The following is a 24,121-nucleotide window of genomic DNA, read 5'->3' as shown; positions in this document are numbered from 1 at the left end:
AATTCAATGATAATATTATATTTAGTAAAAATTAATATATCTACTTAAATAATTATTTATTGGTTAATTTCTCAAGCCTCATCATCATTTCATCTTTTTCTTTCAACATACGCTCGTATAACTCAATTTTTTCTTCGTGTAGTTTAACCAATTGATCAATTTGATTAATGTTAGAATTGTAAAATACAGATGCCGGTTGCTGACAATTGTCAAATGTATTAGAAATAATATTTATTGCTTGATCTTCATCAAAATTCTGAAAAGCTTCTACAGGAATTTTTAATGCATCTGAGATTTGATTAAGTATATCATCTTCGATAATGTCTTTTTGCTCCAGCATAGAAATTTTCTTCTGATTCCAGTCATTTCCCAGATTATAAGCCAGTGCTTCTTGTTTTATGCCAAGCATTTCTCTGAAGCGTTTTACGTTTCTTCCCTGATGTATTTTCTGTTCCATAATGAATATCAATTTTCTGAAGGCTCAAAGATAAAGCCATTTGGATAAAAATCCTGAGTTTCAAAGATAAAAAAATATCCAGTAAAATATCCTCTTTTGTCAGATATTATATCCGCATTACGAATAGATTATCCTTTGCAAAGAATGGAACTTCGCTTGAGAATTTTAAATCTCCGTGATATGAAAAAGAATAAAGTATCCTTCGAAACTTGCTCTTGGGCAGGGTTTGCTGCAGATAATCCATTTAAAACTCTAGATGCCTTTTTTGAGTTTGAAGATCTTGATTATTATAAACAGAGTTTAACCGAAGCGGTAATTTACAGCTATAAGGGGAAAATTTACAAACGAGACAATCCATCCGATGTTTTTGTCTTTTATACTATTGTCAACTCATTTCTCAAAGTCTGTTACTGCCTGCAAGAGAAAAGCAAAAAATGGAAAGTTACAGCGTCTTTGTGCTCTGAAACAGTATTTCATTTTTCTTCTCTGACGGAGGAAGAATACGAGAATCCTTTTATTGTATTTCAAAAGGCTTTTGATGAAAAAACGCTGGAAGAATTTGAATTATTTCTATGCAAAATCGTGGAGTTTTCATTGTCTCCCCATGCCAGAGATCCAGACTCAGATCTGACGACGCCCTATATTCATTTAATCAAAATGTTGGATGCAGTCGAATTAATGAGAGAAAGAGGAGTGGAAAAAATCAAGAAAACAAATCAGATTGATGCTGTAACGGAATAAAATATCCGCTATCCAAATTTAAAATAGTATTTTCGTTTTATTCAATAACTTATCGTTTACGCAATTAATCAAAAAACGGGACAATATATTACTATTATTTACACAGATGAAAAATTAGAGATTGATAATGAAATACCGCATTTTCGCGAAAATGTTATGAAGCTAACAGTTATGTAAATCATAATCATTCTCAATGGAAAGCCAGTTATCAAGCTGAGCCAGGTAACGAACCCGGCAGCTCTACAGGTTCTATGTGGCAAGATCTTGGTTCAGAAGCATGTGAACCAAAATCATAAGTGTACCTAAATTAATAATAGTGCAATAAAGCCGACTCTTAAACAGAGTCGGCTTTTTTTTTGAAATTTTAATTAATCCCGTATTGAATATTATAAAACTAATTTTCCCGCAGCCTTTTTCCAATTAAGCCACGACACTATCAATTCTTTTTGAAGTTGATTATAGGCTAGTTCCAGATTTTGCAATTGAATCTCTTTATCATTTAGTTCATTAAACGATATTTGGTCAAATTTATATCGCTCCTGATAAACCAGTACCATTTCGGAGGTGAGTCTACTATTTTCACGCACTGTTTTTAATTGTTGCAAGACGTTATTATACGTAGCACTAGCATTCAGGGCATTGTATTTGTTTTTATTAACATCCTCAACAATTCGATTATTATTTTGCTCTTGCTGGAATTTTAATTGATCTATTCTTTTTGCTGTATTCTCTCCAAAAAAAATGGGTAATTTTAATGAGATACCAATATAACTATTCCCATACCAACTGTCTTGCTGAAAAGGATTCATGTTTTCTGTGAACTGATCTGTTCCTAAATAACCATTGGCACTAATCATCGGACTATGTTTGGCTCTTTCTAGTTTCTTTTTATTCTCTAGTACTTCATTTTGTGTTTTCAAAATTTCGATCTGAGGCAATGCCAGAATTTGATTTTCATCAAGATCAGTAATATTTTCACTCATATTATACTTCTCTAATATCATTGAAGACGCTAGAGAAGATTCATTTCCGGTAACATACAAAAGATACTGTTTTAGAACCAATGCGTTATTTGTTGCATTAAGATATTTTTGTACAGCATTATTATGCGTTATTTTGGCGTCATTTACATCAACTTTTAAAACTCTTTTATTATTATATTTTTGGGTTATAGTTTTCAGACTTAATGCCGTACGAGCGGTATCGCCAATAGCTTCTTTTACTTGTTCCTCTGTTACCAATATATTAAAATACACTTTTGAAACTTCATAAGTTAGTTCCAATCTTGCTTCTTTTTCACTTAAATTGGCTAGTTTCTCGTATAACTTAGACTCTGCAATTAATTTTGAAATGGTGATATCCAGTAAAGGTTGTTGCAGCAAAATACCTGCATTTTGAGAATAATTAGCGCCTAATTTTATCGGAATCATATCACTTGAAGAAGTTCCAGAGTTAAATGCGCTTGCAGGTAAAACATTTGTAGCAATAATTGGATTATACTGATAATTGTAATTCAGCGATACTCGGGGTAAATATTTTGCATTTAACTCTTTTGTCTTTAATTGATTGATTTTATATTCAGTTTCCAACGAAGCCAATAATTTTCGATTCTTTTGTGCTTCTTCAATTGCTTTATTTAATGACCATACAACACTTTGTGCATTCATTTTTGAAATGCTTATTAGTATAATACATCCTATAAAGAAGATATTAATTGAATTGTTTTTTATCATAATAACTTTTTTAGCCTCTAAATACTGAAGCTGGTTCTACATTTTTTATTCTTCTAATAGCAAACACAGCCCCAAAAAGCGAAATAGAAAAAGTGACCATTAGGATGGAGAAGAGTATTATTGGGGTAAAATCGATCACTATTCCCGATTGATACATGCCTTTTTTAAAACCCATTAAGAAAACCAGAGCAATTAGAAAGCCAACAACAGCAAACAAAGTAGCTTGAGTAAGTATTAACTTTCGGATGTACGAATCGGTAGCGCCAATTGCTTTTAAAGTTCCATAATCTTTAATCCTGTCAAGTGCCGACGAATACATTGTGAGACCAATAATAAAAAAACCGGCAATGATAGCAAATCCCACCAAAGATCCTGTGCTGGCACCTAAGCCAGTAGAAGCCAAAACACTTTTTATAGTAGAGGAACTTAGGGATGATGTACGCCAAGCTCTTACACCATAAATAGAATTATTGATCTGATTTACAACATGATTTATATCTTCGCCTTCTTTTACATTGACCATTAAGGCACTTATATTGGTGGAAGAAATATTACCATAATATCTTGCTCTATCTATTGAGGTGTACATTAAATAACCACCCCAACCTCGTATTCCTTTAGTTTGTAGCATAATAACGGCTCTTTTTCCGTTAATTTCAAAATAGGTTCCAACATTTGATGAACCTCCAAAATTGCTCCGATCAAAGTAATCTGCAGAGACTCCCGCTTCTTGCAATAAATCAGGAAGTTTTCCTTCTATTATTTTAGTGCTGTCAGGACCTGCTTTAAAATAAGGGTATTCGCTGCCTATAATGTTTACGACAGCACTGGTTCCTCCAGAAAATTTAGCTTTCCCATTTGTCATAACAATAGGAAATGCTTCTTTAACACCTGGCAGGCTCTTAATCTCTTTTTCTTTTCTCGAGTCAATCAGGCTAAGTTGGTTGGCATCTGTCGTCTTGTTATCAACAACCCAAATATCTGATGTTGTATTTTTTACTAACACACTCATTAGTCCTGTCAAAAAATTAAATGTGCCGATTTGCTGACCAATAAGAAAGGTACTTATCACTATCCCAACAACTACTCCTATACTTTTTGTTTTATCAAAGCGGATAAACTTCCAAGCTATTTTAATAATAGAATTCATCTTTAGAGGCTATTTGTTTATAATGGATCATAGTATTTGCGTATCCAGATTGGTATTTGCAACCAATTTGAAGGTATATACAATTCCATTCTTGTTTATCTTACTTATTTGATGTTTGAATAACGCATTCAATCCGGGAATTAATTAAATACTTTGTTTGGTTTGCCAATAGAATTTTTATTTCCCGAACCCTTCTGTCTTCCTGATCGCCAGCCTTTTCAGAAAAAAGTGATTTGCGCTTAAGTGCCGAAGAAGTAAAAATTACAATGCCAGAACCAATAGTTTTATTGGAACCAATTTGGCGGATAATAGCTTTTTGCCCTTTTTTAATTTTGTGTGCAAACAGCTCATCAATTTCGCAAGTAGCAACCAATTTGCTTTTTGGAATAAAATCTGCAAATGATTGATTTGGTGATAGTGCAGCACCTTTAGTAGCATTCATTGTCAAAATTTGTCCATCGCTTAGTGCTTTTACCAAATACTGTTGCAATTCCTTATTTGAAACTTTCAACTCTTGTTTAATTTCCTGAAGTTGTGAATTTGCTATCAAAACCCGCGCTTGTAATTGTTCTACATTCGTTTGAAAAATTTTGGTTTCTGTTTCCAGATTATCAAAGTTTTGTTTTGTTTCGGCTCCTTCTTTAAGTAAGTTTCTCAATCGCTCCAACTCAATTTGTTTATTGGCTAAATTTATTTTCTGCTCTCTTAAGTTTAGTTGCGCTACATTAATTTCGATTCTTTGTGTTTCGATTCTGCTCTTAATTTGGTCTTTTTTTGCATCCTGAACAGCATGATCCAATTCAATAATTAGATCTCCTTTAATAATCACATCATTTTCTTTCTTATGGATAGCTACAACAATGCCTCCCACTTCTGTTGCTAATGAGGATAGTTTCTCGTCAGGTTCTATGCGACCAAGCCCTACAATACCTGATAGAGGAACTTCTTTGTGATCTGATACCTGATTTGATATCTTTTCTTCTTTCTTACTACAACTGCAAAAAAAATAGGGCTATTAGATAAATTAAAATATATTTCATTCTTTATAATATTGGTTTAATGATTTTCAATAAATGCTAGATTTTCATTCTCGGTTGCAATCCCATTATCTACATAAATAATTCTGTCAGCAAATTGTTTAAGGCGCATATCGTGTGTAACAACAATAACACTCTTACCATTTTGGGCAAGTGCTTTTAATTCATTCATTACCAAACCAACGCTCTTAACATCTAATGCAGCCGTTGGCTCATCACAAAGCATTATTGGCGGATTAGTTACCAGAGCTCGTGCAATTGCAACCCTTTGCTGCTGACCACCACTTAGCATTTTGGGTAAGTTTTTCATTCGATCTTTCATCCCGACTAATTCCAAAGCTTTCTCTGCTTTTTTCTTTGCTTCAGGATCACTTAAATTCATAAGTTGTAGTGGCATCATAACGTTTTCTAAAGAGTTAAGCGGAGCCAAAAGGTTAAAGCCTTGAAATACGAATCCTATTTTATTTAATCTCAAAATCGATAATTCTTTGGCCGAAAGTGTATTTACTTGTTGACCATCTATAAAAACATCTCCTTTTGTGGGGTAGATAACACAACCCAACAGGGAGAGCAAAGTAGTTTTTCCTGAACCCGAAGGACCTACTATCAATGTAAGTTCTCTGGTTTTAAATTGAACAGTTGTAGGCTGTAAGGCTGTAATTAATGTATCGCCCGTTTGATATTCCTTGCAGGCACCTTTTATTTCTGCAATAATTCTATTTTTAAAAGTTGCCTCTTTCATAATTTGATATCATAATTTAAGTTTTCTTAATTGAGGTCAATTGTAATTGTAGAATCATTATTTAAAACATAAATTGAGCAATCACCAAATGTTGGCGCTCCACCATCAGGCTTAAAATTAGTGCTGTTTCCTACGGGCTCTTTAGGAATTCCTAACCAGTTGCTATTAAGATTGCCGTTATTATCTAAATCCTGAAAAACGGTAATAGCATAAGTTCCTCTTGGTAAATCGACTTGAAATTTTATAGTTCCCTGATTTGCCTTTTGAACCTTGGTAAAGTAAGCGGTTTTAAGAAAGTTTTCTTTTTTGTTGTAAACATTCAATACGACACTGCCTTTTCCTTTTTGAACATTGGTCACATCAACATTCATTTTTAATTGTTGCGCATTAGTAAAATAGGACACTCCTAATAGTAGAATACTAAGAATTAATTTCATCATTTTTCCTTCTTTTTATTTATTGTTATTGATTTTTATTCTGCAATTATTTTCCAAAACGATAGGTTAGCATCATCTTTACATAAGGCATTTCTTTTGCTTTGTAGTTACTAATGGTATCATTATTAGAATTATATAAAGTGTATTTGTTTGCAAATCCGAGACCTCCTTGTAGTTGAAGCCAAAAACCATCAAAAAGACGTTGATTAATTTGTAAGCCTCCGTGAATAGCCGAGAACTGAGCATAATCAATCTCCAGGTTCTCATTATTCTTGTAATTTTGTAAGTTGTGAAGTGTCCAGTCTATTGATCCCGCTACACCAATTTGTGTGTTATTGCCGAGATTTCGAAAAATATTAACCCTTGGCCAGTATAGCTGTGCAAACCACTTACCGTTGTTACTTTTATAATCGACAGATACTGCAGGTGTTATCAGAAATTTTCCAAAAGCATACATGATATGAGGACCAATCCCGATTTCGAGATTTGATTTTTCTCCGAATTTTCTTGAGACTCCAAAAATGCCATCATATACCATATCATTCATCGAAAAGGAGCTTTTAAAATCGGAAGCAATAGTTGGTATTAAAACTCCAAAAACTGCCCATCGTTTTCCAAAAGGATGCCGCACTACAATAGTTGGTTTTATCTCTTGTATTTTTGTGATGTAATTCGGACTAACTTCAATTTCCTTATCGAATGTAAAGTCTAAAACGCGGTAGTTGACTGTTCCAAGAATACGAGTTTTTCCAATTTTAAAAGATGGTATTGGCAACCAAAAATCGTACGTATTATATTTGAATTTATTCCCATAATACGGATCTGCCGAAGATAAATTCTTAAAGCTGCTTTTCCCACTAACTGTAACGCCAATCCCTGCGCCATCAGTTATTAATTGAGCATAAAATTTATTAGGAAGGCAAATAAACAAGGTTAATAAAACCAATGATAGCACTTTTTTCAAAATAACATTTATTAAATTTAAACACACGAGCCGCATTAGCCCTCTAAGATTTTCTTAAGACAAAGGTGTGGTTAAAACAATAATTGTTGCTAGGATTTAGCTTGCCTTTATTCGGACAAATCGTGCCTAAGTGAACTTCGATACTGTGAAGGAGTTGTACCAGTTATTTTTTTGAAAAGTCGTCCAAAATACGAAGGGTCTTCGTAATTCAATTCAAAAGCAATTTCGGAGATATCTTTAGTCAAATCTTGTAAAAGAATTTGGCTTTGCAGGATACTAACGTTGTTAATCCATTCTTTTGGGGCTATTCCGGTGGTTTGCTTAATACATCTGTTGAGATAATTTACAGAAATTTTTAATTTATCTGCATAAAAGGATACCGATTTATCCTGGCTATGGAATTTATAAACCAACTCTTTAAAGGAAAAAGTGATTTCATTACCACGATGTACAGTTTTATTAAGTTCTTTATTTGAAGAAATTATTTTTTGAAAGGCTGCTTGCATAAGCGAATAACAAATTTCAATATTGGAATTTTCATTTCGAAATTCCTGACCTAATAAGCAAAATAAAGAATTAAGCCATATACTAGTTTCTTTGGGTAGTTTAATAACCGAATTAGTGGCAAAAATTTGTATCAACTCTTGTTTAGACAAAATATGATTGAGGACGCTTTCTTCAAATAAAATAAAATGACCCGTAATTACCAGATCAATTTCTTTCATTGCTGTAATATGGCCTTGTTTTATAAATAAAACATCATTTTCTGTTAATGATATTACCTCATTATCTACTTGCTGTTTTGCATTACCCTTAGTAACATGGACCATAAAATTATAATCAGGTCTAAAAAGGGGAGTTGGAATTTGTATATACTCTGTTGTTGTATTCAGATCATATATCTGTAAAGGAGTTTTTAAAAAATCAAACTCTAAAGAAGCATCAGACATAAATTGTCTTGGAAATTCCTCTGATGAAATAATTTTGATAGTCTTCTCCATGCTACAAACTTAATTATTTTTTTATTGGAATGATATGATTTATTTGTTTGAAGGTTGAGTAGGGGAGCTCATGTTGTGAGCCTTACGAGATAATTTATAAACCATTTCCTTTATGATTTGAAGAAATGAATGAACTCAACCAAGAAATAAAATATTCACATCATAATTTAGTGCGTATTTTATATACCTTCTTGAGGTATTTTTATAAGAGTATTTTTTAGCCTCACTAATTGATTCACTCTCCAAATCAAAAATATGGTGCAAAGTGTTATTGCGGCAAATACATATCCTAGTATATCATAGTTTTCCAGCGGTGATTGTTTAGTATCCTGATGTACAATAAAACCAGCACAGACAGCAGCAATCCCTCCGGCAATTTGTTGCAATGAAGAAGTTACAGACATATAGGCACCGCGATCTTTTATTTCTGGAATGGCTGTATTTAGAGTAGAGGCAGGTATCATTCGGCTCATTATTGCCATGTACAATACTATAGTTATTGCTACGATTTCCCACAATGCTATGGGATTTAAATTGGTGTAGATTATAACCATAATTATCGAGAGAAGAGATGCTATTGTAAATAGCTTAAATTTATTAAACTTATCACTTAATTTTCCAATCACCGGCATTATTATAAGTATTGAAAGTCCTATAAGGAAAAATATCATAGGTAACTGGAGTTGACTAATATGTAAATTATTAACCATAAAAGCGGTTCCAAAGGGTTGGAGCATAAAAGCGCCAATAGACAAAAGAGCAATGGCAGTAAAACCTATCCTATATTCTTTATTGTTTAATGTGCCCCAAAGATGGAGAAAAGGATTCTTACTGGATTGGAATTCTAGATGTTTGTTTATAGACTGCATTTGAGTCACTATCGCAATAAGGATTAAAATACCTATACCTGCAATCATAATAAAGGCCGAATGCCATCCCCAGTTATTGGCAAAATAAACTCCTACTGGTATTCCTAAAATCAGGCTTGCAGCAAATGCCATTTGAATATAGGCCATAACACGTCCTCTTTGATTAATCAAAAATAAATCAGCTACTATGGCAAGGGAAATGGACCCGATTACACCGCCAAAGAGTCCTGTAACAATCCTCGCTATAAGGAGCATTAAGTAACTGGAAGAGATAGCACAGGAAACAGTACCAATAATAAATCCGGTATAGAAGAAAATTAAAATCTTTTTTCTATCAAATTTATCTGCAAATCCTGCCGCCAGTAATCCTGATATTCCCGCGCTAAAAGCATAAGCTGAAACTACAAAGCCAAAACTAGATGTAGTCATATCAAGGTTTTTAATCAGCATATCCCCGAGAGGAGAAATAACAATAAAATCTAATGTGACCGTAAATTGTAAAAGGAATAATATAACAATTATAAATTTTTGGTAAGGAGTAAAAGATGTACTCTTAACTATTGATTTTTTCATTTATAGGTGTGTATAAAATGATGTTTTTTTTCTCTTTATTTTTTAAAGATATGGAGGTTCTATTAAAATAGGATATTTCATTGCATCTAAAATCATTTTATCTGATTGATACATGACCATAAATTATCTTTTTATGCTGACTATTTAGAGATTAATATTAGCTTATAGATTTTTTTTCCAAGACCTTATTCATTACATATCTGAATCTTAAATACAGTAAGACAGACGATGTTAACAAACCAAGAGTCAGACCATACCAGATTCCATTTACACCTAAATTGAAGTGCATACCTAAAACATAGGCTGCAGGCAGACCAATAATCCAATAGGCAACAAAGGTTATAAAAGTGGGAATGTTTACATCTCCCATTCCTCTTAGTGTTCCTAGTCCAACTACCTGTGTACCATCAAAGAGCTGGAATATTGCAGCAATTATTAATAATTGCGCAGCCAGAGCTACAACATTTACGTCATTTGTTATTAAGTAAGGTAAATATTGATTAAATATTGTAAAAATTACAGCAAAGAACATCATGAAAATGATAACTAAATGATAGGATGCATAAGCAAACTTTTGAAGTCTTTTGTAATTTTTATTTCCGAAACTATTTCCGACTTTAATAGTTGCAGCCGATGCAATTCCTCCTGCCATCATGTAGGTCATTGCGGCAAGGGTTATTGCTGTCTGATGGGCTGCCTGTTCTACTGCGCCTATATGACCCGCCATTAAAGCGGCTACTGCAAATACTCCAATTTCAAACACATACTGCATGGCAACAGGTAATCCTATTTTTACCACTTTTGCAATTTTTGAAAAATCAATAAACTTAACGGAGAAATGGTGCAGGTAAACTCTAAAATTTTCTGAGCGAAGTACATACCACATCATAACTAGCATCATTAAAATCCTATCGATCAATGTTGCAATTCCAACTCCTTTAACTCCCATTGGCTCGATCCCAAACATTCCCTTTACCAGAATTACTGCGATAATTACGTTGAGCACATTTCCCCATATCGTTATGGACATTGCTTGTTTTGTAAAGCCCAGTCCTTCTGCAAACTGTTTGAAAGTTTGAAATATCATTAAGGGTATAATAGATAAACTTAAAATAAGTAAATAAGGTTTTGCTGTTTCTACCACCTGAGGATCCTGATCTGCATGCTGCATGGCAAACATAGAACCATAGTACACTACTAAAAAAAGAAAAATTGAAGACGCAACATTAAGCCATAAACTGTTTGACAGAAGCTCGGCGCATTCCTTAAAATTTGATTTTCCATTTTCTTGTGCAATCAAAGGTGTTAATCCGTAGGCAACTCCTAATCCTATAACTAAAACTACCATGAAAACAGAATGAACCAGCGAGACTGCTGCCAATGATATAGTTCCTGCATAATGCCCAATAATAACTGTATCAAGAGTTTGCACCAGAGTATGCCCCAGCTGAGAAATTACAACAGGTCCTGCAAGTGTTATTGTACTTTGGTAATATATCTTATTGGATTTGTATTTTTTGATCATATTGAAAAATTAATTGCCTCGAGGCAGATTTAAATGTATTGAAATTACCATGCTGTAAACTTTCATTTAAAGTATAGTAATTCTTTTGTTGTAAAATTATCTTATTCTGTAACAGCTTTATAAAATGTTATGAAAATATACCATTTTGATAATCTGAGAGGAACTGACTGCTGGTTATCCCTGTCTGTGTTTTAAAAAATCGCATCATATGTCCAGGTTCAGAAAAATGAAGATCATAAGCAATCTCAGCAATAGTCTTTCCGGAATGTATCAGGTCATTTTTTATCTCAAAAAGCAGTCTTTGTTTTATGAGCTCTGTCGCGGTTACATTAAACTGCTTTTTCACACAAGTGTTAATTGTGATCCTGCTCACATTTAATAAATCGGCATAGTAGTCAATTCGTTGCTTCTGCCTAATATGTATTTCCAACAATTGTTTAAATTGGTATGCAAAGTTATTTTCTGCCCTATCAATTGAAAGATTATTTGCATTAGCATATATTCTGTTAAACTTCAAAAGTAGGTAATAAGTAAGAGATCGTATAATATGAATACTATCTGTTTTGCTATTAATAAGTTCGTATTTGATTTCCATAAGCTGACCAAGTGCTTTTTGAAGTTCTTCCTTTTCAATACTAATATTTAAAGGATAATTCAATTGATAGAAATACAAAAGGCGATATGTAAAGAATTTGTCTGAGAAAAAATCATTAAGAAAATTTTCCTGAAAAACCAGAACCGTATAATCCAATCCCTCTTTTTCTAAAGTCCATTGCCTTTTTTGAAAGGGAGAAATAAAAACAATTGTATTGTCCCTTATATCGATCTTCTGCTGATTTAAAATCAGAGATCCTTTGGCAGTCTTAAAAAGCAATATTTCAAAAAAATCAGTATTGTAAGTATCACGCTCTAGATATCTTTCGCTCAGCATATCGCCGTGCAATACATTTAGAAGCACTTCAACACCACATTCTGTTTTATGAAATTTGACCGTTTTCATTTTTTTAATTAGTTAATGTATTGGAATCTGTTCCTTATTACTTTCTTTAAGAGGTGCTTAAATATTATAATTAACCCGTTGGACGCAATTAATCTTAACACATAGAAACATAGGTCTTGTACGCACAAAAAAGGCGTTTCACTTGTTTTAAATGCACATAGCTAGCTATGTGAAAGAAATATATTTCTTTTTGGACTCTTTTTTACACATAAAATCTATGTTTCTATGTGTTAAATGAATTTTTCACGACCCGAGCGAAGCGAATAGACGCAGTAATTGCACCCAACGGGTTATAATTAAAGCAAATTTACAACTTCATTTACAAATTACTCCCAACGAAAAAAAATAAGCTGCAATAAATTACAGCTCATTTTATAAAAGTGATTCTTTATTTGCCCTTTATTTTACGACAGCAAATAATCTTCTGTTGTTGTAATTTTTGCGTAAAAGAATTCCAGTGCCGCCAAAAATGCATTATGAACATCTGCAGCCTTAACTTCCTGACCGTTTATTTGAAGATTCAATGTAGCACAGGCATCTCCAATTACAGTACATTCAAATCCAAAGTCAACAGCGGCTCTTGTTCCTGCGTCAATGCACATATGAGTCATCATTCCTGCGATTACCAAATGTGTTATTTTCTTTGACTGAAGATATTCTAGTAAATCAGTCCCTCTAAAACTATTAGGAAACTGTTTTGTAATTACTTTTTCTCCTGCTAACGGTTTTACATTTTCATGAATATCCACTCCTTTTGTACCGGGAACAAAAATGGGAGCACCTTCTCCAGATATGTGCTGAACATGAATAATAGTCCCATTTTCTTTTCTAAAATGCTCCAATAGTTTCTTAGCGTTTTCACTTGCAGCAATAGGGTTTACAAGTTCTAATGCTCCGTTTTCAAAATATTCTTTCTGTATATCAATTAATAATAATGCCTTATTCATTTTATTTTTATTTTAAAATTTATATCTGACAAAATTAAAACTTAGACTAGCGATACCAGATACCAAAGCACTGCCAATACATACCATTTTGATAAGCAATGTTTTTTTATCTATGTTAATGGAAAAATAAGTCACTCGGATCACGCTCTTTCGGTAAAGTTTGAGCAGTAGTTTAGGAAAACGTTGTTTAACACATTATGTAAACATCTAAAAAAGTACTGAAAGTAGCGTAAATGAAGATAGAGCTCCTTAACTTTTTGTGACAAAAAAAGCAGCAATTTTACAGGTTATATCTTATAATCAATATGCATCCAAGGTGTTAGGTTTTGCCTATGTCAACATTGTTTTTATCAGTTTGAATTTATAAATGTGCTCATATACATTTGTCCTCTAAAACAAAATGCTATATGAAAAAAAGATCAATTCTGTGTGCTTTGGTTATGTCATCAATATCAATAATGGCACAACAAAAGCAGATTACAACTAATACAGGTACTCCTGTTGGCGATAATCAAAATTCAAAAACAATCGGTCAGAATGGACAGGTTTTATTAGAGGATATTCATTTAATCGAAAAACTGGCTTCTTTTGATAGAGAACGCATACCAGAAAGAGTAGTTCATGCCAGAGGTACAGGAGCTTATGGCGAATTTATAGCATCTGGAGATTTCTCAGGCTATACAAGAGCTTCATTATTTGAAAAAGGGAAGAAGACTCCTGTTTTTGTTCGTTTTTCTACTGTTGTACACGGTACAGGTTCGCCGGAGACTTTGAGAGATCCAAGAGGATTTGCTACTAAATTTTACACAGATCAAGGGAATTATGATTTGGTAGGTAATAATTTGCCTGTATTTTTTATTCGTGATGCGATTAAATTTCCAGATATGGTGCATGCTTTCAAGCCATCACCCGTGACTAACAAGCAGGATGCAAGCAGAGTTTTTGATTTTTTTAGTAACATTCCCGAAGGAACACATATGCTTACACGTGTTTACTCTGATTACGGAATACCTGCTAATTACAGACAAATGGATGGTTCTGGAGTACACGCTTTTAAATGGGTTAATGATGGGGGCGAAGTAACCTACGTAAAGTATACATGGAAATCTCTACAAGGCGTAAAAAATCTAACAGCTGCAGAAGCTACCGAAATGCAAGGAAAAGATTTTCAGCACGCTACAGTAGATTTATATGAAAACATAAAGATGGAGAAGTATCCGTCATGGGAACTTTATGTACAATTATTAAAACCTAGTGACTTTGATAAATTGGATATCAACCCGTTAGATCCTACTAAAGTGTGGCCTGAAAGTATGATTCCCTTACAGTTGGTTGGGAAAATGACATTAAACAGAGTTCCAGATAATTTCTTTCAGGAAGTAGAACAGTCGGCATTCTCACCTGGAACATTAGTACCAGGAATTGAACCATCAGAAGATAAGTTGTTGCAAGGACGTTTGTTTTCTTATTTTGACACACAACGATACAGGATAGGAACAAATTTTCAGCAATTACCTATAAATGCCTCTAAAGTAGCAGTAGTTTCTAATAATCAGGATGGTGCATTTTCTACAAAGAAAGGAAATGGAGATATTAACTATGAACCTAGTGCTTCTAAAAATGGTTTTATCGATAACGAAAATTATGAGTATTCAAAATCAAGCTTTGTGAATACAACTACTGTTCAACAAAAAATTAGTAAGCCGAACGATTTTAAGCAAGCGGGTGAATTTTACCGTTCTCTAAATGAAAAAGAAAAGCAAAATCTTATAAGTAATCTATCGGGTGATTTAAAAGGTGTAGCCAATAAAGATGTGGTTAAGAAAATGGTTGGTTATTTTTATATGGCTGATGCTGATTATGGAAAACGTTTGGCAAAGGAACTTGGTTTATCTAGAGAGGATGTAGAAAAAATGTTTTTAAGATAAACAGTTCTGATATACATTTAGAAGTAATATCACTCTAAAAAAAGGAGTTCAATTTTTAATTAAATGAACTCCTTTTTTCTACTCCACTCATAACTAAAACAATAGTTTTTATGGCTATACTAATTTATAATACATCAAGAAAATGAAGACAAAATACAATATGCATATTTTGCTTTTAATGTTATTTACATCTTTTATAGCTTTTGCTCAAGAAGATATTTTTACAGCTGCACGTACCAATAATGTCAAACTATTGAACAAGCTGTTAGTTGAAGATATTAATAGAGCGGATGAAAGAGGGAGTACTGCATTAATAATAGCATGCTATAACGACAATTTTGAAGCTGCCGAATTGTTGTTAAAAAAAGGGGCGAACCCTAACATTCAGGATAAAATGGGGAATACGGCACTTATGGGAGTGTGCTTTAAACGATTGGATAAAATGGTTCAACTATTATTGAGTTATAAAACAACCATCAATCAAAGAAATTATAATGGAGCAACAGCATTAATTTTTGCAGCAACTTTTGGCACTGATTCAATAATAAAAATTCTACTTGATAAAGGAGCGGATAAAACAATACAAGATAGGTTTAGTAAAACGGCATTTGATTATGCAATTCTTCAGGAAAATGAAATTGCAGTGCAACTTTTAAAATAGATAAAAATGTTTATTGTTTCTCTTCAAAACTTAAATAGTTTTTTATTAACATGTCATCTTAATTGTAATAAGGTTTTTTTAATTTGATATTTACTACTAAAAAAAAATTAAAAAAAAATATTCATTGTAATACAATTTAGATATATTTATATATAAATTCCTTATTTTCTTTTTGGAATATTAAAACGCCGAATCTTATTATACGCTGTTATTTTTAAACTTGTAAAACATTAAGTGTCTGTTTTATAAACGTATGAGTACCTATGTGGTATGTGTTTTTTAGGATGTTACCTAGTTTTTATAATATGTTTGCCTAACGTTTTTATGTAGTGTGAATATTGTCCCCAAATCAATCTCACATTATAAATTGCTTACTTAACCTCAAGAGCTATTGAGAAAATTTTTTAGTTTTTTACTTGTTAAAAAAAAGTAACACAAGTACAAACCTAAATTTTATTTTCTTCTAAAAGAATTACTGAGTTATTAACACAAACTAAAAATTTAAGATATCCTTATGGGTATTGTTATTGACCAAAATCGCAAAGAAACTTGTTTTTCTTAACGTTTTTAGGCATGATGCAATATGACAATTTCAGTACCAGATAAATCTTAAATCTATAGCTAATAGCAGTAATCGCTTATTACGCATGTAATTTTTAAACAACTTATATATTATGGATCATTCTATTTTTTTGAGGCGCTTTGTGCCTTGGGCTAAATTGTTTTATAAAATATTTAAACCAATTAGTATTCGACATGGATTACAAATCCCGAATCATCAAGTAACGGCTAGTGGTAACAATAGTGCTTATAGTACTACACAGTCATTCTTGACAACACTGATCAGTTATTAACATTAAGCCCAATTTTAAATCAATTTAAAAACTTTATAACTGCGAAACATGAAAAAAATTACTTTAATTAAAAAATCCTGCTTGGCAAAGGTTTTTCACCGTAGATCGGTTTTATTGCTATTTCTACTGGTGAATTTTGCAATGCAAGCGCAAGTGACCTTGCCTACATTTACTCTCAGCGTGACGCCAACTCCAGAGACTTGCAGGAACAATGGCGCATTAGCATTTAGTACTACGGGAACAGATCCCGGTGCTACTGTTACCTATGCGATCTACAAAGCTCCAAATTTTAGCACGGCGCTTGTTACAACAACAAGCAATTCTCAGACGGGACTAAGCGGTGGTGTTTATCGTATCGTTGCCACCCAAAGTATGGTCGGACACACGAGTAACTCTCAAACTTGGGATGGCAATATAAGTGCAAATGTGAGTCCGCTAGGTTTTACTGTTACCAAAACAGATGTGACTTGCCCTAATTCAGGCGCAATTAATGTCACGATTAATGCAGGAAACCCAGCTGCTGTTAATGCGTATTCAATTACAGGCCCTATGAATGTAGGTCCTCAATCGAGCGGATCTTTTACAGGTCTTAGCGGAGGTTCTTACGTAGTGTCGGTTACAGATAATTGTGGGGAAATTGTAACTCAAACAGCTACTCTTACTGTATTTACACCTAATATAGAATTTGCTGATGGTAGTAATGGTATTAGTAGTTATAATACAGAAAGAAGTGCTTGTGGTTTTGGCGATTTTCGACAATTTATAAAAGCAGGAGCAGATAGTAACGTAATGGTTTACCCGCTTCAGTTTGACTATATTGTTCATCCACCTGGTGGAGGAGCAGACATAACAACTTCTAAAACAATTACAGGTCCTAATCGGTTTGGTAGTAGTACTGAGGACATAACTACCTCTATTCCTTTTTATACTGCACCTTTTGTATTAGATCTAAAGATCACAGATGCTTGCGGAAATGTCTTTCCTGCTACACGAAATATTAATAATCCTGCAGAAGTATTTGCTCAGATTTTACCTGCAGATTGTATGGGATCCTATATTTCTTTAGGCACTCAATATATGGTAAAAACTTTGCAATATGAGGTTTTATCGGCACCGCCGGGATACACCATTGGTGCACCATCGAATTCTAACCTTGTTGGAGGTGTTGGAAATCCAATACCAGATGGGGTTTATATGATTCGTGTAACGGATGCTTGCGGTGTTTTTATTGATGAAGAGGTTACTGTATCTACTCCAACTCCGAGTGTATGGGTATTTCAGGGAATAGGTTGTGGAGCTGGAAATGGTACATTTTCGGTATCACAAAATACTTCAACATATACTTTTGTAAGTGCAAGAATTTTGGCAGGTCCTTCGGGTTTCTCAGGTTCTTATCCTGTTGACGTTACATCTCGTATTACTGCAGACGGATACAATGTTGTCTTTGATGATGTTGCAGGAGGAATATATAAAGTTGAAACGACAGATAATTGCGGACATATCATTCCTACCGATGTGACTGTTATAGGTTATGATCAAGGGACTGTAGTTGCAGCTAAAGTTCAAAAGTGTGGTAGTTTTGATGTTAATTTGAGTGTAACAGGAGATAATCTTGTTCAAGCTAATCAAAATGTGTTTTATTGGCTACAAATAAAAGATCCTTCAAGTAATAATTGGGGACATCCTACAGCAGGAGGTTTTTCCAGCGATGTACCTAGTGCATCAAATGCTCAATCATTAATAAATGGTCAGCAGCAAGGTTCTTGGACAGCACCGGGAACTTATAGAATAGTAAAGACTTTTACAACGCTTGAATTATATCCAGGTGTTGCTAATTATGGTTATGGAAGAAATTGTTTTGATGTTCTTTCTACTTTTGATTATGCTACAATGGGGTTGAAACCGAAAGATTTATATTCGTTTAAATGTGCAGATGGGGTACATTATAATGCTTCTATAACTGGTTATGACGGTGTTGAACCTTATACGTATGCGATTACTACTAAAGATGGTAACCCATTTGTAGTAAATAATGGTAGCAGTAGCCTTTTTACAGGTTTAACCGGTGGTATCTATAATTTTAGGATTACAGATAACTGTGGTAATGTGGTTAACTCTTTACTTGATATTGAAAAACTAGGTTTACCAAAATTAACAGCTGTAAATATATGTAATGGTTCAACAACAGGAAAACTTTCTGTAGATGGAGTTCCATATCTTAATTTTAGCTGGACAAAAGACAATGATCCAACTGTATTGAGTACTACTTCAACGTTATCTTTTCCAACATTTAATACAGCTACCGATACGGGTACTTATCATGTAAGACTTACTTCGTCTCCTCCAGGATCTTGTGTAGATGTAGTATTAGACTATCAAATAACCTCAAATTTAGATAACCCAAATTCTGGGGCAGATAGTTCAACAGCTGTTTGTAGATCAGTTACTACTTTAGATTTAAATACATTACTTCCTGCTACAGCAGATCCTTATGGAACGTGGGTTGAAACAACAAACCCATCAAGCGGAAACTTAAATGGTCATCTTTGGTCACCATCAGTATCTGCAACAGGATCATTTACATTTACATATACTGTGAATGGGTTATGTTCAGGAACTTCTGTGTCAACTTATACAGTTGTTAATACAGCTGCTCCAGCTGCTCCAACAGCTGATGTAACGGAACCAACTTGTACTTTAAGCACAGGTACTATTACTGTTCTTACTCCCGTAGTAGCTCCGGATATTACTTATACGCTTACGGGAACAAATCCTGTAGTTCCAGCAGTTACCAATGCAACCGGTATATTCTCAGGATTAGCATCGGGTATTTATGATCTTACTGCTTCTGCAGGAACATGTATCTCTGCAGCAGCTAGTTTTACCGTGAGTGCACAACCAGTAACACCTGCAATAGCTTTATTTGGTGCAGTAACACAACCAACGTGTACTGTTGCTACAGGTAGTTTTACAATTACCAATTATGATGCTACAAAGACCTATAATTTTACACCATCTGCAGGAGTTAGTATCTCTGCAGGAGGAGTTGTAACAGCACCTGCCGAAACATATACAGCAACAGTTACAGATGCAAATACAGGATGTACGTCGGCAGCTTCGGCTAGTACAACAATAGATGTTCAGCCTGTAACGCCAGTTGCACCAACATTAGGAGCTGTAACACAGCCTACATGTGCCACAGCAACAGGAAGTTTCACAATTACCAACTATGATGCGACTTACACATACACTTTTACACCAAATACAGGAGTAAGTGTCTCTGCATCAGGAGTTGTAACAGCACCGGAAAGTAACTATACAGTTACGGCAACATTAGGAGCTTGTATTTCACCTTCGGCTAGTACAACAGTTAATGCGCAACCTGTTACACCAGTACAACCAACATTAGGAGTTGTAACACAACCAACAACTTGTGCTTCTCCAAATGGTAGTTTTGCAATTACCAATTATGATGTAGCTTATACATATACTGTTACACCAAATACAGGAGTAACTATATCGGCTACAGGAGTTGTAACAGCACCAGCGGGAGATTATTCAGTAACAGCTACATTAGGAGCTTGTACTTCGGTAGCTTCTTTAGAGGTAACAGTTAATGCAGCACCATCTGCACCTGCAATAGCATTATTTGGAGCGGTAACACAACCAACGTGTACTGTCGCTACAGGTAGTTTTACAATTACCAATTATGATGCTACAAAGACCTATACTTTTACACCAAATACAGGAGTAAGTTTATCGGCAACAGGAGTTGTAACAGCACCGGCAGATTCATATACAGCCACAGTTACAGATGTAACTTCAGGATGTACGTCGGCAGCTTCAGCTATTTCAACAATTAATGTTCAGCCTGTAACGCCAGTTGCACCAACATTAGGAGCTGTAACTCAGCCTACATGTGCCACAGCAACAGGAAGTTTCACAATTACTAATTATGATGCGACTTACACATATACATTTACGCCAAATACAGGAGTAAGTGTTTCTGCATCAGGAGTTGTAACAGCACCAGAAGGTAACTATACAGTTACGGCAACATTAGGAGCTTGTATTTCACCTTCGGCTAGTACAACAGTTAATGCACAACCTGTTACACCAGTACAACCAACATTAGGAGTTGTAACACAACCAACAACTTGTGCTTCTCCAAATGGTAGTTTTGCAATTACCAATTATAATGCAGCTTACACTTATGTTGTTACACCAAATACGGGAGTAACTATATCGGCCACAGGAGTTGTAACAGCACCGGCAGGAGATTATTCAGTAACAGCTACATTAGGAGCTTGTACTTCAGTAGCTTCTTTAGAGGTAACAGTTAATGCAGCACCATCTGCACCTGCAATAGCATTATTTGGCGCGGTAACACAACCAACTTGTACTGTTGCTACAGGTAGTTTTACCATTACCAATTATGATGCTACAAAGACTTATACTTTTACACCAAATACAGGAGTTAGTATTTCTGCATCAGGAGTTGTAACAGCACCGGCAGATTCATATACAGCCACAGTTACAGATGTAACTTCAGGATGTACGTCGGCAGCTTCGGCTATTTCAACAATAAATGTTCAGCCTGTAACACCGGTTGCACCAACATTAGGAGCTGTAACTCAGCCAACATGTGCCACAGCAACAGGAAGTTTTACAATTACCAACTATGATGCGACTTATACGTATACAGTTACACCAAATACAGGAGTAAGCGTATCTGCAACAGGAGTTGTAACAGCACCAGAAGGCAACTATACAGTAACGGCAACATTAGGAGCTTGTACTTCACCTTCGGCTAGTACAATTGTTAATGCACAACCAGTAACACCTGCAATAGCATTATTTAGTGCAGTAACACAACCAACGTGTTCTACAGCAACGGGTAGCTTTACCATTACCAATTATGATGCTACTTACACATATACGTTTACACCAAATACAGGAGTAAGTATATCAGCAACAGGAGTTGTAACAGCACCAACAGGAGGATATACCGCTACAGTTACAGATGCAACTTCAGGATGTACATCAGCAGCTTCGGCTAGTGCAACTGTTAATGCACAGCCAGTAACACCTGCAATAGCATTATTTGGCGCAGTAACACAACCAACGTGTTCTACAGCAACGGGTAGTTTCACCATTACCAATTATGATGCTACAAAAACATATACGTTTACACCAAATACAGGAGTAAGTATATCAGCAACAGGAGTTGTAACAGCACCAGCAGGAGGATATACCGCTACAGTTACAGATGCAACTTCAGGATGTACGTCAGCGGCTTCGGCTAGTGCAACTGTTAATGCACAACCAGTAACACCTGCAATAGCATTATTTAGTGCCGTAACACAACCAACGTGTTCTACAGCAACGGGTAGCTTTACCATTACCAATTATGATGCTACTTACACATATACATTTACACCAAATACAGGAGTAAGTATATCAGCAACAGGAGTTGTAACAGCACCAGCAGGAGGATATACGGCTACAGTTACAGATGTAACTTCAGGATGTACATCTGCAGCTTCGGCTAGTGCAACTGTAAATGCACAACCAGTAACACCAGTAACACCAATATTAGGTACTGTAACACAACCAACTTGCGCCATTGCAACAGGAAGTTTTACTATTACCAATTATGATGCTACTTACACGTATACATTTACGCCAAATACAGGAGTAAGCGTATCAGCTACAGGAGTTGTAACAGCACCAGAAGGTAACTATACAGTAACGGCAACATTAGGAGCTTGTACTTCACCTTCGGCTAGTACAATTGTTAATGCTCAACCTGTTACACCTGCACAACCAGTATTGAGTACTGTAGTACAACCTACAACTTGTGCCATGACAGCAGGAAGTTTTACAATCACTAATTATGATGCAACTTACACGTATACAATTATACCATCTACAGGAGTAAGTATATCGGCTACAGGAGTTGTAACAGCACCGGCAGGAGATTATACAGTATCAGCTACATTAGGAGCTTGTACTTCAGTAACTTCTTTAAGTACAAAAATCAATGCAGCACCATCTGCACCTGCAATAGCATTATTCGGTACAGTGACTAAACCAACGTGTACTGTTGCTACAGGAAGTTTTGCAATTACCAATTATGATGCTACAAAGACATATACTTTTACACCATCTACTGGAGTTAGTATCTCAGCATCAGGAGTTGTAACAGCACCGGCAGGAACATATACAGCAACAGTTACAGATGTAACTTCAGGATGTGTTTCATCAGTGTCTGATGATGTAGTAATACAATCTGTAATTTGTGCCAAAATAGATGATTACACTCCAATGCCAATCATAGGAAGAGATGGAGGTACAACATTGAGTGTACTAAGAAATGATACTTTGAACGGATTAGCAATCATTGCATCTGAAGTGAACTTATCAGAAGTAAATGTACCAACAGGATTAACATTAAATGGTGATGGAACTATAACTATAGCTCCTAACACACCAGCGGGTATTTATGTTGTTACTTACAGGATTTGTGAGAAGTTGAATCCATCAAATTGTGATACAACAACTGCCACGGTAGTTGTAGTTACAGCTAGAATTGACGCAATAGTCGATGATTATTCTGCAACACCTATCAATGGGAAAAATGGCGGTACAACTACGAGCGTATTAACAAATGATACTCTTAACGGATTCCCTGTTGTACCTGCTGAGGTAAACTTAACAGGAGAAAATGTACCAACAGGATTAACCTTAAATGCAGACGGAACTATCACGGTAGCACCAAACACGCCAACAGGTAATTATGTGGTTACTTACAGAATCTGTGAAAAGTTAAATTCATCAAATTGTGCTACAACAACTGCTACAGTAGTAGTAGCAACAACAGTAATTCAGGCAAACGATGATGATTATACTGCAACGCCAATTAATGAAAAAGATGGAGGTACAACGCCAAGTGTATTAACAAATGATACCCTAAACGGAGTACCGGTTATACCATCTGAAGTAAACTTAACAGAAGTATCTGTTCCGGCAGGATTTACATTAAATCCCGATGGTACAATCACAGTTGCACCTAATACGCCGGCAGGAAACTACACCATTAGTTACAGCATCTGCGAAAAAGCAAATCCAACAAATTGTGATACAGCGACAGTTTCAATAGTTATAGATCCATCTTGTATTATAGAAGTCTTTAATGCTGTTTCACCAAATGGAGACGGAGAAAATGATGTATTTAAAATTGATGGATTAGAATGTTTCCCTGATAACACAGTAGAGATTTATAATCGTTGGGGAGTTTTAGTATTTGACCAGGATCATTATAATAATTCAGACAGAGTCTTTAAAGGAATATCTGAAGGACGTGTAACGATTAATCAAAGTGCAGAGCTGCCAGTAGGAACTTACTATTATATTCTAAAATATAAAGACAACGCTTCAAATGCACATTCGAAAGCAGGGTACTTGTATTTAAACAGATAACAGATAAATTTAAATTAATC

The 24,121-nt window shown here is 34.7% G+C and carries 16 protein-coding genes; 4 read left to right on the top strand and 12 right to left on the bottom strand.

Translation table 11 applies throughout. From position 1 onward, the window contains the following. Positions 1 to 52: 52 nt before the first annotated feature. Complete coding sequence (locus ACJ6WR_RS00145) at positions 53 to 457, bottom strand: helix-turn-helix domain-containing protein (RefSeq protein ID WP_409416699.1); 405 nt, start codon at positions 455 to 457, stop codon at positions 53 to 55. 180 nt (positions 458 to 637) lie between these two features. Here ACJ6WR_RS00145 and ACJ6WR_RS00140 point away from each other — a divergent pair, with 180 nt between their 5' ends. Continuing rightward, positions 638 to 1,198, top strand: a complete 561-nt coding sequence (locus ACJ6WR_RS00140; protein ID WP_409416698.1) for a hypothetical protein — start codon at positions 638 to 640, stop codon at positions 1,196 to 1,198. A gap of 386 nt (positions 1,199 to 1,584) precedes the next feature. On the opposite strand, the gene ACJ6WR_RS00135 is transcribed toward ACJ6WR_RS00140, so the two are convergent. The 11 genes from ACJ6WR_RS00135 to ACJ6WR_RS00085 all read right to left on the bottom strand — a co-directional run bounded on the left by ACJ6WR_RS00135 (position 1,585) and on the right by ACJ6WR_RS00085 (position 13,176). Continuing rightward, a complete protein-coding gene (locus tag ACJ6WR_RS00135) occupies positions 1,585 to 2,931 on the bottom strand; it encodes a TolC family protein (RefSeq protein WP_409416697.1) in 1,347 nt (448 codons plus the stop codon). Between the two features lie 10 nt (positions 2,932 to 2,941). Then, positions 2,942 to 4,081 (bottom strand): ABC transporter permease, encoded by a 1,140-nt coding sequence (locus ACJ6WR_RS00130; RefSeq protein ID WP_409416696.1) that lies wholly within the window; start codon positions 4,079 to 4,081, stop codon positions 2,942 to 2,944. A 100-nt stretch (positions 4,082 to 4,181) separates the two neighbouring features. Then, positions 4,182 to 4,991 (bottom strand): HlyD family secretion protein, encoded by an 810-nt coding sequence (locus ACJ6WR_RS00125; protein ID WP_409417910.1) that lies wholly within the window; start codon positions 4,989 to 4,991, stop codon positions 4,182 to 4,184. 146 nt (positions 4,992 to 5,137) lie between these two features. Further along, positions 5,138 to 5,860 (bottom strand): ABC transporter ATP-binding protein, encoded by a 723-nt coding sequence (locus ACJ6WR_RS00120; RefSeq protein WP_409416695.1) that lies wholly within the window; start codon positions 5,858 to 5,860, stop codon positions 5,138 to 5,140. A 26-nt stretch (positions 5,861 to 5,886) separates the two neighbouring features. Then, complete coding sequence (locus ACJ6WR_RS00115; protein ID WP_409416694.1) at positions 5,887 to 6,300, bottom strand: DUF2141 domain-containing protein; 414 nt, start codon at positions 6,298 to 6,300, stop codon at positions 5,887 to 5,889. A gap of 43 nt (positions 6,301 to 6,343) precedes the next feature. Continuing rightward, a complete protein-coding gene (locus ACJ6WR_RS00110) occupies positions 6,344 to 7,252 on the bottom strand; it encodes a DUF6268 family outer membrane beta-barrel protein (protein ID WP_409417909.1) in 909 nt (302 codons plus the stop codon). Between the two features lie 116 nt (positions 7,253 to 7,368). Then, complete coding sequence (locus ACJ6WR_RS00105; protein WP_039116196.1) at positions 7,369 to 8,262, bottom strand: AraC family transcriptional regulator; 894 nt, start codon at positions 8,260 to 8,262, stop codon at positions 7,369 to 7,371. A 179-nt stretch (positions 8,263 to 8,441) separates the two neighbouring features. Then, the gene (locus tag ACJ6WR_RS00100; RefSeq protein ID WP_409416693.1) at positions 8,442 to 9,704 is read right to left on the bottom strand and encodes an MFS transporter; all 1,263 of its coding nucleotides are present in this window, start codon (positions 9,702 to 9,704) and stop codon (positions 8,442 to 8,444) included. A gap of 157 nt (positions 9,705 to 9,861) precedes the next feature. Further along, entirely contained in the window at positions 9,862 to 11,229 is a 1,368-nt protein-coding gene (locus ACJ6WR_RS00095; protein ID WP_323489620.1) for an MATE family efflux transporter, read from the bottom strand. Between the two features lie 127 nt (positions 11,230 to 11,356). Continuing rightward, positions 11,357 to 12,229: a helix-turn-helix domain-containing protein gene (locus ACJ6WR_RS00090; protein WP_409416692.1), complete on the bottom strand. Its 873-nt coding sequence runs from the start codon at positions 12,227 to 12,229 to the stop codon at positions 11,357 to 11,359. A gap of 404 nt (positions 12,230 to 12,633) precedes the next feature. Next, positions 12,634 to 13,176: a cysteine hydrolase family protein gene (locus tag ACJ6WR_RS00085; RefSeq protein WP_409416691.1), complete on the bottom strand. Its 543-nt coding sequence runs from the start codon at positions 13,174 to 13,176 to the stop codon at positions 12,634 to 12,636. A gap of 407 nt (positions 13,177 to 13,583) precedes the next feature. Here ACJ6WR_RS00085 and ACJ6WR_RS00080 point away from each other — a divergent pair, with 407 nt between their 5' ends. From ACJ6WR_RS00080 to ACJ6WR_RS00070, 3 genes are all read left to right on the top strand, one after another. Then, positions 13,584 to 15,104, top strand: coding sequence for a catalase (locus tag ACJ6WR_RS00080; RefSeq protein WP_409416690.1), 1,521 nt, complete (start codon positions 13,584 to 13,586; stop codon positions 15,102 to 15,104). A gap of 142 nt (positions 15,105 to 15,246) precedes the next feature. Beyond that, a complete protein-coding gene (locus ACJ6WR_RS00075; RefSeq protein WP_409416689.1) occupies positions 15,247 to 15,765 on the top strand; it encodes an ankyrin repeat domain-containing protein in 519 nt (172 codons plus the stop codon). Positions 15,766 to 16,667: 902 nt separating this feature from the next. Beyond that, a complete protein-coding gene (locus ACJ6WR_RS00070) occupies positions 16,668 to 24,101 on the top strand; it encodes a gliding motility-associated C-terminal domain-containing protein (RefSeq protein ID WP_409416688.1) in 7,434 nt (2,477 codons plus the stop codon). Positions 24,102 to 24,121 lie beyond the last annotated feature (20 nt).

It is taken from the genome of Flavobacterium sp. PS2, from assembly GCF_046250155.1.
Classification (GTDB): Bacteria; Bacteroidota; Bacteroidia; order Flavobacteriales; family Flavobacteriaceae; genus Flavobacterium.
Note: the sequence above shows the minus strand (reverse complement) of the source record. Positions and strands in the feature narration are given on the sequence as shown.

What these genes read in the sequence shown, in the direction of transcription:
- ACJ6WR_RS00145 (WP_409416699.1), bottom strand. Translation starts at nt 457, where the DNA reads ATGGAACAGAAAATACATCAGGGAAGAAACGTAAAACGCTTCAGAGAA.
- ACJ6WR_RS00140 (WP_409416698.1), top strand. Translation starts at nt 638, where the DNA reads ATGAAAAAGAATAAAGTATCCTTCGAAACTTGCTCTTGGGCAGGGTTT.
- ACJ6WR_RS00135 (WP_409416697.1), bottom strand. Translation starts at nt 2,931, where the DNA reads ATGATAAAAAACAATTCAATTAATATCTTCTTTATAGGATGTATTATA.
- ACJ6WR_RS00130 (WP_409416696.1), bottom strand. Translation starts at nt 4,081, where the DNA reads ATGAATTCTATTATTAAAATAGCTTGGAAGTTTATCCGCTTTGATAAA.
- ACJ6WR_RS00120 (WP_409416695.1), bottom strand. Translation starts at nt 5,860, where the DNA reads ATGAAAGAGGCAACTTTTAAAAATAGAATTATTGCAGAAATAAAAGGT.
- ACJ6WR_RS00115 (WP_409416694.1), bottom strand. Translation starts at nt 6,300, where the DNA reads ATGATGAAATTAATTCTTAGTATTCTACTATTAGGAGTGTCCTATTTT.
- ACJ6WR_RS00105 (WP_039116196.1), bottom strand. Translation starts at nt 8,262, where the DNA reads ATGGAGAAGACTATCAAAATTATTTCATCAGAGGAATTTCCAAGACAA.
- ACJ6WR_RS00100 (WP_409416693.1), bottom strand. Translation starts at nt 9,704, where the DNA reads ATGAAAAAATCAATAGTTAAGAGTACATCTTTTACTCCTTACCAAAAA.
- ACJ6WR_RS00095 (WP_323489620.1), bottom strand. Translation starts at nt 11,229, where the DNA reads ATGATCAAAAAATACAAATCCAATAAGATATATTACCAAAGTACAATA.
- ACJ6WR_RS00090 (WP_409416692.1), bottom strand. Translation starts at nt 12,229, where the DNA reads ATGAAAACGGTCAAATTTCATAAAACAGAATGTGGTGTTGAAGTGCTT.
- ACJ6WR_RS00085 (WP_409416691.1), bottom strand. Translation starts at nt 13,176, where the DNA reads ATGAATAAGGCATTATTATTAATTGATATACAGAAAGAATATTTTGAA.
- ACJ6WR_RS00080 (WP_409416690.1), top strand. Translation starts at nt 13,584, where the DNA reads ATGAAAAAAAGATCAATTCTGTGTGCTTTGGTTATGTCATCAATATCA.
- ACJ6WR_RS00075 (WP_409416689.1), top strand. Translation starts at nt 15,247, where the DNA reads ATGAAGACAAAATACAATATGCATATTTTGCTTTTAATGTTATTTACA.
- ACJ6WR_RS00070 (WP_409416688.1), top strand. Translation starts at nt 16,668, where the DNA reads ATGAAAAAAATTACTTTAATTAAAAAATCCTGCTTGGCAAAGGTTTTT.